This is a genomic window from Paenibacillus sp. BAC0078, from assembly GCF_054483875.1.
The window spans coordinates 537,541-551,692 of sequence record NZ_JBTLRW010000001.1 but is presented as its reverse complement, the minus strand read 5'-3'; the positions used below and the strand labels follow the sequence as shown (position 1 = coordinate 551,692).

The following is a 14,152-nucleotide window of genomic DNA, read 5'->3' as shown; positions in this document are numbered from 1 at the left end:
TAGATGTCTAAAATCAGAGCCGGACGGGTTGGCGAGCAGATCAAAAAAGAACTGAGCCAGCTCATCCAAAGCGGACTCAAGGACCCGCGTGTCGGGTTTGTAACAGTAACCGGCGTAGATGTGACAAACGATTTGTCGCAGGCCAAAGTATACCTGAGCGTATTCGGGGATGAGGAGCAGGTTACAGGTTCTCTCAAAGCGATTGAGAAAGCGAACGGCTTTCTCCGCACAGAGCTTGGCAAAGCGATCCGCTTGCGCCATACCCCTGAGCTGATCTTTAAGATTGACGAATCCGTTGCATACGGAAGTCATATCGAGAAGCTGCTTGGTGAAATTGGCAAACACGAAGAAAGCTAGGAAACATAAAGGAGACGGCGAATGCAGAGCTATGAACAAAGTCTCCAGCAGACCCGTAAGTTTCTGCTGGAACACGACGATTATCTTGTAGTGTCGCATGTTCAGCCGGACGGAGATGCAGTCAGCTCCACCCTCGCGGTGGGCTGGCTTCTCTCATGTCTGGGCAAAAAATATACTATGCTGAACGAAGGACCGATCCCGCAGCGTATGAGGTACCTATGGCATGCCGATGAGATTGTCAATCTGGCTGAGGGCGATCTGCCCCGCCAGTACCGTCATGTCATTTGCGTCGACTGTGCCGACTTTCAGCGTGTTGGACTGACCCAGCGTTTTTTTGCCAGCGATGCCCTCATTCTGAATATAGACCATCATCCCACTAACAACGGGTATGGCTATGCTACGCTGATCAAACCGGACGCTGCTGCGACTGCTGAAATATTGTTCGACCTGCTGAAGACGTTTGAGGTGGAATGGGATATTGATATTGCCACGGCAATCTATACGGGCCTCCTCACGGATACCGGCGGCTTCCGCTACACCAATACCTCGCCGAAAGTGATGGCAGCTGTATCGGAGCTGCTTGCACTCGGTGTTAATGGCCCTGAGCTGGCGGAAACGCTGCTGGAGGAGCTGACACTGGGGCAAGTCAAGGTGCTGAACCGTGCCCTAAGCACACTGCAGCTATCCCCGGAAGGTGATGTTGCCTGGGTGAGTGTGACGCCGCAGGATATGCTGGACTGTGATGCTGCGAATGAAGACCTCGAAGGAATTGTTAATTATCCGCGCAACATCCGCGGTGTAGAGGTTGGCATGCTGTTCAAGGTCATTAATGAGCGTGCGGTGAAGGTCAGCCTGCGTTCTGCAGGCAGAGTGGATGTTGCAGCGTTGGCGCAAGTTTTTGGCGGGGGCGGTCATACCCGGGCTGCAGGTGCGCGTATTGATGCAACACTTGAAGAAGCGATTCCGCTCGTGCTTCAGGAGGTTAGACGCCATCTATGAGTGAGCTTACAGGTGTTCTCGCTGTCTATAAGCCTGCAGGGTTCACTTCGCATGATGTAGTAGCTAAGGCCCGGCGCATACTTGGCATGAAGCGGATCGGCCACACCGGAACGCTTGACCCCCAGGTAACGGGCGTATTGCCGCTTTGTCTCGGACGGGCCACACGGGTCGTGGAATATATCCAGGAGCTGCCCAAGGAATATGTCGCCACCTTAAGACTTGGATTATCCAGTGATACGGAGGACTTAACCGGAACGATTACGGAATCTGTAGATGAGGTGCGCGTTTCGGAAGCCGAGGTACTCGCTGTGCTTCATTCTTTTAAAGGCGTGATTTCTCAGGTTCCTCCTATGTATTCTGCGGTGAAGGTAGACGGTAAGCGTCTCTATGAACTCGCCAGAGAAGGAAAGACCGTAGAGCGCAAAAGCCGTGAGGTCGAGATTTATGAGATTGAAATGACAGACATGGTCTGGAGCGGCAATTATCCCGATATTACATTTCGTGCGCTGTGCTCCAAAGGAACCTATATCCGCACCCTATGTGTCGATATTGCCAAGGCGCTTGGACTTCCGGGTGTGATGGTGAAGCTCGAGCGGACAATGTCCGCCGGAATAACCGCCAGCCACTGCCTGACGCTGGACCAAATTGCTGCCCATAAGGAAGCTGGAACGCTTGAAAAGCATTTGATTGCTGCCGATGAAGCTATTTCCCATCTGCCCAGGTACACGGTGATGGAGGAGAAGAAGAAGGCTGCTCTGCAGGGGCAGCGACTTTCTGTCCGCCATGTTGCGCCGGAAGTGAAGCAGGCCGGACATTTCCGCCTCTATGATCTTCTTGGCGAGTTCCTGGGTATTTATGAATTGGATGAGATGGGTGCGATTGCACCTGTTAAAGTATTTGCACAAGCGTAATTCTTAATTTCATTTGTGAATTGTAGGTGAGAATCAGCGTGAGAACCGTAACCTTAAGCTATCCCATGCCGCCGGAGACGGCAGCACAGTGGGCTCAGCCGCAAGTGGTCGCACTGGGGCAGTTTGACGGACTGCATCTCGGACATGCCAGCGTCATTGCATCTGCTGTAGCTTTGGCCCGCCAAGAGGGTGTACCGGCAGCAGTTTTGACCTTCCATCCGCATCCCAAGGATGTAATGGGCAAAGGCGATTATGATGGATACTTAACCCCGCCGAAGGACAAGGAAGATATTCTTGCCGGCATGGGCGTCGATATTTTGTATATCATGGAATTTAATGAGCAGCTTTCCCGGGTGAGTCCTGAGGATTTTGTCTCCGTTATGCTGCTTCCGCTGCATATTGTTACAGCTGTAGTAGGCTTCGACTTCCGTTTCGGGTACAAAGGTGAAGGCGATGCTGGCCGGCTTCGTGAACTGGGCCAGGGCGTGATGACTGTGGAGACTACAGCTCCGTTCTTGATTGAAGGTCAGAAGGTAAGTAGCTCCGGCATACGGAAAAGCCTCCAGACCGGGGAGCTTGACCTCGCGAATGCATGGTTCGGACGCTGTTATCATCTGCGGGGCACAGTAGTGCATGGAGAGAAGCGCGGACGCACCATAGGGTTCCCTACTGCGAATATTCAACTTGAAGACCGCTATGTTATTCCGGCAAAGGGCGTGTATGCGGTTAGAGTTTATCATAAAGCTGAAGTGCTCTACGGTGTAATGAACGTCGGGGTGAAGCCAACCTTCCACGAGGGAGTTGTTGCTCCAAGCTTCGAGGTTCATCTGTTTGATTTTGCAGGGGATATTTATGGGCAGGAGCTTAAGGTGGAATTGGTCTCATTCATCCGTCCTGAGCGGAAGTTCGACTCGATTGGCGCCTTGATCGCGCAAATTGGTGACGATGCAGAGACAGCAAAACGCTTGCTGAATTATCAATCCTAAGCTATGCCCGGACATGCCGTTTACATTTGCGTTCGAAGGTGCTATACTGATTAACGTTGCTGGAATGACAGCACCATAACCTTAGCTTGGTTGCATGTTCTCACCGACGGTGACGAGGCTACTGGCGATTATATTGAAGGAGGTGAACAGGATGGCATTGACTCAAGAGCGTAAACACCAATTGATCGACGAGCACAAAACTCATGAATCCGATACTGGATCCCCTGAGGTGCAAGTTGCTATCCTTACGGAGAATATCGTTAATTTGACTGACCACTTGCGTACGCACAAGAAGGATCACCATTCCCGCCGCGGACTGCTGAAGATGGTTGGACAACGTCGTAAACTGCTGGCGTATTTGAAGAACAAAGACATCAGACGTTACAGCGCCCTGATCGAAAAACTGGGATTGCGTCGCTAATTTTCCATAAGCATGACCCTAAAGCAGCCTGGTTGTATACCGTATGTCCTTCTTACGAGCGACAGCGGGACAGCCGGGTTGCTTTTTGAAAATTTAGGGAAAACTATGGCAGAGGCAAGTAGATATGATTTGTAAAAACGGCTATTTAACCTCACAGAGGACAAGCCGTTTTTGCTTGTAAACCATACAGAACCGGTCATTTTCCTTTGGGAATATGGATTCCGTTTCATTTTAGATTCAAGGAGGGATTTTATGGAAAAACGTGTAGAAATGCAGCTTGGCGGAAGACGCCTCGTGCTGGAAACAGGACGTCTCGCCAAGCAGGCCAACGCCGCTGTTATGGTCCGTTACGGAGATACTGCAGTATTGTGTACGGTTACGGCCTCCAGTGAGCCTAAAGATCTGGATTTTTTCCCGCTTACGGTGAACTATGAGGAAAGATTATACGCAGTAGGTAAAATTCCTGGCGGATTTATCAAACGGGAAGGCAGACCGAGCGAGAAAGCCATTCTGTCCAGCCGGCTGACGGACCGTCCGATCCGCCCGCTGTTTCCGGAAGGCTTCCGCAACGATGTGCAAGTGCTTAATCTGGTAATGAGCGTCGATCAGGATTGCGCTCCTGACATTGCTTCCATGATCGGTACCTCCGCAGCGCTCAGCATTTCCGATGTGCCGTTTGATGGACCTATTGGCGGTGTGGCTGTAGGCCGAATTAACGGTGAATTCATTATTAACCCTGATGTTGCGCAGCAAGCGGTCAGCGACATCTATGTTGTGGTGGCCGGAACCAAGGACGCTATCATGATGGTGGAAGCAGAAGCCAATGAAGTGCCGGAAGATGTAATGCTGGAAGCGATTATGTTCGGGCATGATGAAATCCGCAAGATTGTAGCTGTGATCGAAGAACTGGTTGCCGTTGCCGGTAAGGAAAAAATGGCCGTGAAGCTGCATGCGGTTAACGCCGATGTTAATACCGAGGTTCGTGCCTATGCGCAGACCCGTTTGGTTGAAGCAGTGAAGATTGCCGAGAAGCATGCCCGTCAGGATGCCATCGACGCGATCAACAATGAGACGGTGGAGTATTTCGTTGAGAAATACATAGAAACACCTGAGCTTTTGAAGGATGTCAAGGAAGTACTCCACGATATCGTCAAGGATGAAGTAAGACGTCTGATTACTCATGACAAAATCCGCCCGGATGGACGCAAGTTGGACGAAATCCGTCCAATTGAATGCGACACAGCTCTACTGCCGCGCACACATGGTTCCGGACTCTTTACACGTGGACAAACGCAGATTCTTAGCGTATGTACGCTTGGCGCGCTTGGAGATGTGCAGATTCTGGATGGCATAGATCCGGCTGAAACCAAACGCTTCATGCATCACTATAACTTCCCGCCGTTCAGCGTAGGGGAGGCCCGTCCGCTTAGAGCACCGGGTCGTCGTGAGATTGGACACGGAGCCCTTGGGGAACGCGCATTGTCCAAAGTCATTCCTAGTGAAACTGAATTTCCGTACACGATTCGTCTGGTTTCAGAAGCTATTGAATCTAATGGTTCTACCTCTCAAGCCAGTATCTGCGCCAGCATCTTGGCAATGATGGATGCAGGTGTGCCTATTAAAGCGCCTGTAGCCGGTGTAGCGATGGGTCTGATCAAGGACGGCGAGCATGTGTCGATTCTGACGGACATCCAAGGTATGGAAGACCATCTGGGCGATATGGACTTTAAGGTAGCAGGTACGGCTGAAGGCGTTACCGCGATTCAGATGGATATCAAGATCGCCGGTATCGACCGCAAGATTCTTCAGGAAGCCTTGCAGCAGGCTAGAGAAGGACGTATGTTCATCTTGGGCAAAATGATGGAAGCCATCTCCGAGCCTAGAGCAAGCCTGTCCAAATACGCGCCTAAGATTATCATCATCAACATCAACCCGGACAAAATCCGCGATGTTATCGGTGCAGGCGGCAAGATCATCAACAAAATCATCGAAGAAACCGGCGTAAAGATCGACATTGAACAGGATGGACGCGTATTTATCGGCTCTTCCGACGAAGCGATGATTGAGAAAGCCCGCGGCATTATCGAAGGTATTGTGAAGGAAGTTCAGGTCGGTGAAATTTACGTGGGTACCGTCCGCCGCATTGAGAAGTTCGGCGCCTTTGTCGAACTGATTCCCGGCAAAGACGGATTGGTGCATATTTCCCAGCTGTCTACTGAGCGCGTAGCCAAAGTGGAAGACGTTGTAGCCATTGGCGACACGATTACTGTTAAAGTAACCGAAATCGACCAGCAGGGCCGCGTCAACCTGTCGCGCAAAGCTGTGCTGACCTCTGAAGGTGCAGCCAAAGCGTAATTTCGCTATAAGCATAGTATCGAAGTCAATTGAATGAATGAGAAGAGACAGAAGCAATTGCGTTCTGGCTCTTTTTTTACTTCACAGGGGGCCGTTGAACGGCTTCTTTTTTTATAGCTTAGTCCATTGAGCTTACCCCCCTTTGACAGCTAAAAAGCAGTATGCTAATATATTACCGACAGACAGTCGGTCTACGAATAGGAGACGTACGAAAAATGAGAACAGTAAAAGAGGCTGGAGAACGCAGAAATGAGATCCTCGATGCAGCGGATGAGCTGTTTGGGCAGAAGGGCTTTGACGGTACAAGTACAAATGATCTTCTCGAAAAAGTAGGAATTGCGCGGGGTACGCTATATTACCACTTCAAGTCGAAGGAGGATATTATGGATGCGCTGATTGAACGATATAATACCCGTCTTATAGGTGGAGCGCAGGAAATTGCCTTAGACAAGAGCATCCCTGTATATGAGCGCATTATGCGCGTTGTAATGGCACTGAACATAAGCGGCAATAGCTCTCAGGAAATTATGGAGCATATTCACAAGCCGCAGAACGCGCTTATGCATCAGAAAATACAAAGGGTTATCATCAGCGGCGTTCCGCCGATTCTGGGGGGGATCATCCAGGAAGGGATTGAGCAGGGCCTCTTCAAAACACCGTTTCCACATGAATGCATGGAGATGATTGTAATCTATTTAAATACCATTTTTGATAACGACATGGTGGAAATGACGGATGAGGGACGCCTTTCACGACTGCAGGCGTTTGCATTCAACGCAGAAAGGCTGCTCGGTGCCGAAAACGGAAGTCTAATGCACGTAATGCAGATGTTTGGCGGAGAAAGTGGAGACAGCCCATGAATAACTCCGGTAAATCGTTCGGGAAATTCCTTCTTCTGTGGTCGGGACAGTTTATTTCAGCAGTAGGCAGTGGGCTTACATCGTTTGGGCTTGGAATTTATGTCTTTGAGCAGACGGGCAAGGCATCGGCAACGGCGCTTGTAACCTTGCTTGCGTTTTTGCCGGCACTTCTTTTAAGTGCTTTGGCGGGAGTGCTGGCGGACCGCTATGACCGCAGGCTTTTAATGATGCTGGGTGACAGTCTTTCCGGCCTGGGGCTTGTATTCATTCTGATGTGTATGTTCCGTGGAGAAGCTGAGTTATGGCAGATTTGTGTGGGAGTTACCATAAGCTCGGTGTTTTCATCATTGCTTGATCCCGCATATAAAGCTACAGTTACAGATCTGCTTACGGAGGAGCAATATACCAAGGCAAGCGGTTTTGTTCAGGTGGCCGGGTCGGCCAAATATCTGATTTCGCCAGTGATTGCGGGATTTCTGCTTACCGTTTCAAATATAAAGCTGCTGCTGGTTATCGATATCTGCACCTTTTTTGTAACGGTTGCTTCAACGTTTGTTGTACGCAGTGGTCTTGTTGCAAAGAAATATGAACAGGCAAAATCACTGACCCGTGAATTCAAAGAAGGCTGGAGCGCCGTTTCCGGGAACAGGGGAGTGCTTGTTCTTGTGATAATGACTTCGGTTTTGACCTTTTTCCTCGGCTTTATAGAGACACTTTCCACCCCCATGATCCTCGCTTTTTCGGACAGCTACGCATTAGGAACGGTTGAAACCATAATCGCCTTGGGAATGCTCTTGAGCAGCGTGTTGATAGGAATTTTTACGATAAAAAAAGGCTATGTGAAAATACTTTCGGTATCCATGTTTTTCACCGGGATATTTATGGCGATGTTCGGACTGCGTGAAAATATTGTGCTCATCTGTGTTTCCGGATTTTTATTTTTCGCCATGCTCCCCATTATAAATACATGTCTGGATTTTCTGATTCGCACCAACATTGATAATTCAGTTCAGGGTAGAGCGTGGGGACTTATTGGTGTCATTTCTCAGCTTGGCTTTGTTGCCGCTTATGCGCTATCCGGTGTACTTACCGATTATATATTCACTCCTTTGCTGGTTGACGGCGGAAGGTTTGATGACAGTGTGGGAAGGATCATCGGCACGGGCAGCGGCAGGGGCGCCGGATTACTTATTTTCATCGCCGGAGTACTGGCATGTGTGACTTCAGTAATTCTATATAACATAAAATCGGTTGCAAAGCTCGAACATGGAGGGAATTATGTATTATAGAATCCTTCGTAATGATTTTTCGAAAAGCAAGTTGATAACGCTGATAACTATGGGATTTGTAGCAGCTGCTGCCATGCTTGTTTCTCTTGTGGCCATGCTTGTCGTAAATTTATCCAGTGCGATAGATTCATTGATCACTCAGGCGAAAACCCCGCATTTTATGCAGATGCATTCGGGTGTAATTGATACTGCACGGCTTGCGGCTTTTGCAGAGCAGAATAGTAATGTCGCTGAATTTCAGGTGCTTGAATTTCTTAACGTTGACAGTGTGCGGATTGTGATTGGCGGAAGATCGCTTGCGGACAGCGTTCAGGACAACGGATTCAGCACGCAAAGCAAAAAATTCGATTATCTTCTTGACCTTAACGGAAAGCCTATACAGGTATCCGATGGGGAGCTTTACGTCCCGATCAGCTACATGAAGAACGGCAGCGCACAGATTGGCGACAAGGCTGTGATATCCGGTAAGGAATTTACTGTTGCTGGATTTCTACGCGATTCGCAGATGAACTCGTTGCTCGCTTCCTCAAAGAGGTTTCTTGTGAGTGAGAATGACTATGCTGAAATCAAGGATTTCGGAAACAAAGAATATTTGATTGAATTCAGATTAAAAGACTTGTCCCTGCTTGGCGCATTCCAGACCGCTTACACCTCTGCCGGACTTGAAGCGGGCGGGCCTACGATTACATATTCGCTTTTCAAAATGCTTAACGCAATTTCCGACGGACTAATGATCGCCGTAATCCTTCTTGTAAGCATGCTTGTCGTTGCAGTTGCCCTGATGTGCATACGCTTCACGCTGCTCGCAAAAATCGAGGACGACTACCGCGAAATAGGTGTTATGAAGGCAATCGGGCTGCATGTCTCCGATATAAAGAAAATATATCTTGCAAAATACGCTGCGCTTGCGGCTGCTGGCTGTTTTCTTGGATTTGCACTTTCGTTTGTGTTCAGAGGCAATCTTCAAGAGAATATAAGGCTTTATATGGGGGAAAGCAGAAATTCTTTCGTTGGCTTGTTTATCGGAATCATGGGTGTCCTGCTGGTTTTCCTTACAATTATTGCCTATGTAAGCAGAGTGCTGAAGCGTTTTCAGAAAATATCCGCAGTGGAAGCTATACGCTTCGGTACTTCACAGGAAAAATCTGCGGGCGCGAAGCATTTTCGCTTGAGCCGAAACAGACTGGTTAACACGAATATTTTTCTCGGCATCAAAGATGTTCTTGCCAGTAAAAGACTTTACGCCACAATGCTTGCGGTGCTTGTTATCTCGGCTTTTATTATGCTTGTTCCACATAACCTGTACAACACGATTTCCTCAAAAGGCTTCATCACATATATGGGAATGGGAAAAAGTGATATGCGTTTTGACCTTCAGCAGACCGGTAATATTCCCGGAAAAGTTTCCGAAATTGCAAGGGCCTTGGAGAACGACAGGGCCATCTCCAAATTCACTGTGCTTACGACTAAGACATTTACAGTGAGGACAGAGGGCGGCTTAGAGGAACGGATCAAAATTGAGCTAGGCGATCATTCGATTTTCCCTTTGCAATATTCCGTAGGCAGAGCGCCCGCCGCAGCTGATGAAATTGCCCTTTCAACCATGAACGCCGATGAGCTTGGCAAAAAAGTCGGTGATGGCATGACACTGGTGGCCCAGGGGAAGGAGAAGAAGCTCACGGTAAGCGGAATTTATTCTGACATCACCAATGGCGGCAAAACTGCAAAAGCTGTTTTCGCCGACAATTCGGCGGATACGATGTGGAGCGTGATTTGTGCGGAGCTTACGGATAAATCTGTTGTGGGCAGCAAGGTTTCGGAATATGCGGCAAAATATGATTTTGCAAAGGTATCGGGCATTGATGAATATATTGCTCAGACCTTCGGCTCAACCATAGACTCCGTCGGGACAGCCGCCCGTGTCGCAATTGCCGTCGCGTTAATAATAACGGTACTGGTTACGCTGTTGTTTATGAAGCTGCTTGTCGTAAAGAACAGACATTCCATTGCCATAATGAAAGCATTAGGTTTTAGAAGCTCGGATATAATGGCGCAGTATGCTTCCCGCTCGGTATTCGTGCTGATTGCCGGAATTGTTATCGGTACGCTACTCGCAAATACTCTGGGAGAAATACTTGCAGGTGCGGTGATCTCCTCGTTTGGAGCCTCGTCGTTTAAATTTGTGGTCAATCCGCTTTCGGCGTATTTGCTGTATCCGCTGATGATGGTGTGTTCTGTACTTATCGCAACCATAATCGGCACATCGGGTGCGCAGCAAATTAGAATATCCGAAAATATAAAGGAGTAGCTTATGAAGAAGATTATTATCGGTGAAAATATAGTAAAATCTTTTGGCGAGGGCAAGGAAAAATACACTGCTCTGGATAGAGTCTCTGCCCAAATTGACGAAGGCGAGTTCGTTGCGGTTATGGGGCCTTCGGGCTCAGGAAAATCGACGCTGATGTTTGCGCTGAGCGGAATGGATGGCATTGACGGCGGAAAGATTGCATTTGACGGCAGGGATTTATCTGCACTGAGGGAAAATGAGCTTTCAGATATACGGAGAACAAAAATGGGATTTGTATTTCAGCAGCCGACTTTACTGAAGAATCTGAATATCCTCGACAACATCATACTTCCTTCAATGCGGGACAACAGAAGAAGCGCCCTGAAGATTACCGGGAAAGCAAAAGCACTTATGAAAAAGACAGGTATTGCGGAACTGGAAAAACGTGATATTACACAAGTTTCGGGAGGGCAGCTTCAGCGTGTGGGTATATGCCGTGCGCTTATGAACAATCCAAAAATTATTTTCGGTGATGAGCCGACTGGCGCGCTTAATTCAAAATCCGCACAGGAGATTATGGACATTTTCTCCGAAATCAACGCGGAAGGCACCACGGTTATGCTTGTAACTCACGATGCAAAGGTGGCGGCCCGGGCGGAGCGGATTATGTTTATGCGTGACGGAAATATTGTGAGCGAGATACGGATTCCGAAATTGAGCGGCACAAGTATTGACGACAGGATTAAAAAAGTCACTGAGAAAATGCGGGAAATAGGAATTTGAAAATGCAATGATCCACGCTGAGTGCTGCTGCTGGGCGTTTATATGCATATTTTCTTCCGGGGATACATAGGCTGGGACAAAGCGTCCTGTGCACTCACCCTGTGCGGGACGGACCAACGAACCGTTTCTGCCAGGGAGGAAGGACGTCATGAAGACGGATAAAGCGGCGATTATTCTAGCCTGCATTGCTGTGGTAATCGGTATCGGCAGCACCTATGGACCACTGAAGGACATGCTGGCCCAGCTTAAACCGCAGACTGGACTGGCTGTATGGAGCAATACTGCCACAGAGCCGAGGGATGCTTTGCGCACACTGATTGAGAACAAGGCAGCCAAGCTGAACAGTCCTGCGGTGGATGCCACGGTTGACCGGGTATGGAAAGCCATTCCGGGCTATAACGGGCTTGAGGTGGACATTGAGGCTACATACCAGACGGCACTGCTTCGGGGGGCAAAAGATCCTGTGAAGCTCCTGTACCGGCAAATACCGCCCAAGGTTTCGCTGAACGACCTGGGAGCGCAGCCGATTTACCGGGGCAACCCGGCCAAGCAGATGGTTTCACTGATGATTAATGTGGCATGGGGCAATCAATATATTATGCCGATGCTCGATATTCTTGATCAGGAGAAGGTGAAGGTTACCTTTTTTCTGGACGGAAGCTGGCTGAGCCATAATAAAGAGCTTGCCGCCGAAATGCTGAAGCGCGGGCATGAAATGGAGAATCACGCTTATACCCATCCCGATATGAGCACCTTAAGCCGGGAACGGGCCACCGCCGAGATTGAGAAGACACAGAAGCTCTTGAAGGAGAGCCTTGGGGTCACCAATACCTGGTTTGCCCCGCCATCGGGAGATTTTGATCAGGAGACGGTGGACATCGCCGCTTCCTTGGGGCTGAAAACAGTGCTGTGGACGCTCGATACGGTCGATTGGCGCAATCCTTCACCGGAATCGGTTATAGCCAAAATCAGCAGCAAGGTGGAGCCGGGAACTCTGATCCTGATGCATCCGACAGACTCTTCCTCTAAGGCGCTCCGGGGCATGATACGGGGGATTAGAGCCAAAGGCCTGCAGCTTGGGACAGTCAGTCAAACGCTCTCAGCGGAGCGCCTGATCCCCGCAGATGTTGAGTGAGCCGCTTATTTCTGGTAGGATAAGAGGCGCGAATACCAAATACAGATAGAAACAGGTCTATGCCAGGAGGACTTAGAAGTGGAAAAAATAGTATTATCAAACGGTCTGCGGGTGGTTACCGAAACCATTCCCACCGGCCGGTCCGTTTCCTTCGGAATCTGGGTCAAAACAGGCTCCCGGAACGAGAACCCGCTTAATAACGGGATTTCACATTTTATCGAACATATGCTTTTTAAAGGAACCGACCGCTATAGCGCCAAGGATATTGCTGAACAGTTCGATGCCATTGGCGGCAACGTCAATGCATTTACCTCCAAGGAATATACATGCTATTATGCAAAAGTGCTCGATGAGCATCTGCCGATTGCCGTCGACGTGCTGGCGGACATGTTTTTCCGTTCACGGATGGATGCAGAAGAGCTGGCGAAGGAAAAAAACGTCATCCTTGAGGAAATTGCCATGTGCGAGGACACGCCGGATGATCTGGTGCATGATCTGATGTGTGCCGCCGCCTACGGGGAACACCCGCTTGCTTATACTATCCTGGGCTTGAAGGAACGGCTGCTGGAGATGACACCCGACGATCTGCGCGCTTATATGAAGCAGCAGTATACGATAGAGAATACGGTCATCAGCGTAGCCGGCAATATCAATGACGGATTAATCGAGCTGCTGGAGCAGCATTTCGGATCTTTCGACAATCACGGAGAAACCTCCACGCTGACAGCACCTGATTTTCATGGCGGGCTGCTGTTTCACCGCAAGAAAACCGAGCAAAACCACATTTGCCTTTCCTTGCCGGGCGTCCAAAGCGGTGGTCCGCTGCAATATCCAATGGTGCTGCTGAACAATGCCATCGGCGGCGGGATGAGCTCACGGATGTTCCAGGAAATCCGCGAGAAACGCGGATTGGCCTATTCGGTGTACTCCTACCACAGCTCACAGACAGACAGCGGGATGTTCACTATATATGCCGGGACTGCGCCGAAACAGACCAAAGCGGTGACTGAGCTGATCAAAGAGATGATGTATGAGCTTGCGGTCAAGGGACTGAGCGAGGACGAGCTGAGAAAGGGCAAGGAGCAGCTCAAAGGCAGTCTGATCCTCAGCCTGGAGAGCACAAGCAGCCGGATGAACCGTCTCGGCAAAAATGAGCTGATGCTTGGAAGACATGATACACTGGATGAGATGATCGCCAAAATCCAGCAGGTGACCATGGATGACGTCAATCAATTGCTGGACCATATGTTTGCCGAGCCGCTCGCGCTGGCGATGGTAGGTTCTACAGACAAAGCTATAGCCAATGTTAGGAGAGATGATCTTGTCTTATTACGTTCAAATTAACAAGCTTCCGGGAAATGAGGATGTGCTGCTGCCTCGCAAAATGTCGGAGCAAGCCTCAGGCTATGACCTGTACGCTGCTGTAGGCGAGCCTGTCGTGCTTGCTCCGGGAGAGCGCACACTTATCCCTACCGGTATATCGCTGGCCATGCCGGACGGCCTGGAGGCGCAGATCCGTCCGCGCAGCGGCCTGGCGCTGAAGCACGGCATCACCTGCCTGAACACACCGGGTACCATCGACGCCGATTACCGGGGCGAAATCAAGGTGCTCCTGATCAACCTGGGGCAGGAGCCATTTGCCATTGCCCGCAATGAGCGGATTGCCCAAATGGTTTTCCAGGCGGTGCCGTCCGTAACAATGGTCGAAGTGGAGGAGCTGTCCGCAACAGAGCGTGGAGCAGGCGGCTTCGGGCATACGGGCAAATAAG

Annotated in this window: 13 protein-coding genes; all 13 read left to right on the top strand. The window is 49.7% G+C overall.

Annotation, left to right across the window (positions count from 1 at the left end; all coding sequences use genetic code 11):
* The first annotated feature begins 3 nt into the window (after positions 1 to 3).
* The 13 genes from rbfA to dut all read left to right on the top strand — a co-directional run bounded on the left by rbfA (position 4) and on the right by dut (position 14,151).
* Positions 4 to 357, top strand: coding sequence for a 30S ribosome-binding factor RbfA (rbfA, locus tag ACX1DY_RS02475; RefSeq protein WP_458962606.1), 354 nt, complete (start codon positions 4 to 6; stop codon positions 355 to 357).
* 21 nt (positions 358 to 378) lie between these two features.
* Positions 379 to 1,356 carry a DHH family phosphoesterase gene (locus ACX1DY_RS02470; protein ID WP_458962605.1) on the top strand — a complete coding sequence of 326 codons (978 nt, stop codon included), beginning with the start codon at positions 379 to 381 and terminating at the stop codon, positions 1,354 to 1,356.
* Positions 1,353 to 2,267 (top strand): tRNA pseudouridine(55) synthase TruB, encoded by a 915-nt coding sequence (truB, locus tag ACX1DY_RS02465; protein ID WP_458962604.1) that lies wholly within the window; start codon positions 1,353 to 1,355, stop codon positions 2,265 to 2,267. Before ACX1DY_RS02470 ends, truB begins: the two co-directional genes overlap by 4 nt.
* Before the next feature lie 38 nt (positions 2,268 to 2,305).
* Positions 2,306 to 3,253, top strand: a complete 948-nt coding sequence (locus ACX1DY_RS02460; protein WP_458962603.1) for a bifunctional riboflavin kinase/FAD synthetase — start codon at positions 2,306 to 2,308, stop codon at positions 3,251 to 3,253.
* Positions 3,254 to 3,404: 151 nt separating this feature from the next.
* Positions 3,405 to 3,674 (top strand): 30S ribosomal protein S15, encoded by a 270-nt coding sequence (rpsO, locus tag ACX1DY_RS02455; protein ID WP_019910460.1) that lies wholly within the window; start codon positions 3,405 to 3,407, stop codon positions 3,672 to 3,674.
* 252 nt (positions 3,675 to 3,926) lie between these two features.
* Positions 3,927 to 6,029: a polyribonucleotide nucleotidyltransferase gene (gene pnp / locus ACX1DY_RS02450; protein WP_458962602.1), complete on the top strand. Its 2,103-nt coding sequence runs from the start codon at positions 3,927 to 3,929 to the stop codon at positions 6,027 to 6,029.
* Between the two features lie 215 nt (positions 6,030 to 6,244).
* Positions 6,245 to 6,889, top strand: a complete 645-nt coding sequence (locus tag ACX1DY_RS02445) for a TetR/AcrR family transcriptional regulator (RefSeq protein ID WP_458962601.1) — start codon at positions 6,245 to 6,247, stop codon at positions 6,887 to 6,889.
* Positions 6,886 to 8,178, top strand: coding sequence for an MFS transporter (locus tag ACX1DY_RS02440; RefSeq protein WP_458962600.1), 1,293 nt, complete (start codon positions 6,886 to 6,888; stop codon positions 8,176 to 8,178). Before ACX1DY_RS02445 ends, ACX1DY_RS02440 begins: the two co-directional genes overlap by 4 nt.
* Positions 8,168 to 10,486, top strand: a complete 2,319-nt coding sequence (locus tag ACX1DY_RS02435; RefSeq protein WP_458962599.1) for an ABC transporter permease — start codon at positions 8,168 to 8,170, stop codon at positions 10,484 to 10,486. Before ACX1DY_RS02440 ends, ACX1DY_RS02435 begins: the two co-directional genes overlap by 11 nt.
* Positions 10,487 to 10,489: 3 nt before the next feature.
* Positions 10,490 to 11,248: an ABC transporter ATP-binding protein gene (locus ACX1DY_RS02430; protein WP_458962598.1), complete on the top strand. Its 759-nt coding sequence runs from the start codon at positions 10,490 to 10,492 to the stop codon at positions 11,246 to 11,248.
* A 148-nt stretch (positions 11,249 to 11,396) separates the two neighbouring features.
* A complete protein-coding gene (locus tag ACX1DY_RS02425) occupies positions 11,397 to 12,383 on the top strand; it encodes a polysaccharide deacetylase family protein (protein ID WP_458962597.1) in 987 nt (328 codons plus the stop codon).
* 78 nt (positions 12,384 to 12,461) lie between these two features.
* Positions 12,462 to 13,727 carry a M16 family metallopeptidase gene (locus tag ACX1DY_RS02420; RefSeq protein ID WP_458962596.1) on the top strand — a complete coding sequence of 422 codons (1,266 nt, stop codon included), beginning with the start codon at positions 12,462 to 12,464 and terminating at the stop codon, positions 13,725 to 13,727.
* On the top strand, positions 13,705 to 14,151 hold the full coding sequence (dut, locus tag ACX1DY_RS02415; protein WP_458962595.1) for a dUTP diphosphatase: 447 nt from the start codon (positions 13,705 to 13,707) through the stop codon (positions 14,149 to 14,151). Before ACX1DY_RS02420 ends, dut begins: the two co-directional genes overlap by 23 nt.
* The last annotated feature ends 1 nt before the right edge of the window (position 14,152 follow it).